Source organism: Micromonospora reichwaldensis (genome assembly GCF_031845925.1).
Classification (GTDB): domain Bacteria; phylum Actinomycetota; class Actinomycetes; order Mycobacteriales; family Micromonosporaceae; genus Micromonospora; species Micromonospora reichwaldensis.
The window spans coordinates 1-390 of record NZ_JAVRFL010000102.1 but is presented as its reverse complement, the minus strand read 5'-3'; the positions used below and the strand labels follow the sequence as shown (position 1 = coordinate 390).

The window sequence follows — 390 nt, the reverse complement described above, 5'->3', positions numbered from 1 at the left end:
CGCCTACAACACCCAGACCGCCTGGCACATCGACGGCGAACTCGACCTCGACCACCTCGACACCGCCATCGACGAGATCATCCGCCGGCACGAAGTCCTCCGCACCACCTTCGCCGAACACGACGGCATCCCCGTCCAGATCGCCCACCCACCGACCACCCACCACAGCACCCGCCACGACCTCACCCACCTCCACCCGGACCACCACGACCACCACGTCCGCGACATCCTGCGCGCCGAACTCGACACACCGTTCGACCTCACCACCGGCCCGTTACTACGCAGCCACGTCCTCCAACTCGCCCCCACCAGCCACGTGCTCTGCCTCACCTGGCACCACATCGTCCTCGACGGCTGGTCCGTCGGCGTGTTCCACACCGAACTCGACCA

1 protein-coding gene is annotated in these 390 nt (G+C 67.2%); it reads left to right on the top strand.

From position 1 onward, the window contains the following. Window positions 1-390 (top strand): condensation domain-containing protein (locus tag RM555_RS30895; protein WP_311415011.1); only part of this gene is annotated, 390 nt, incomplete at both ends.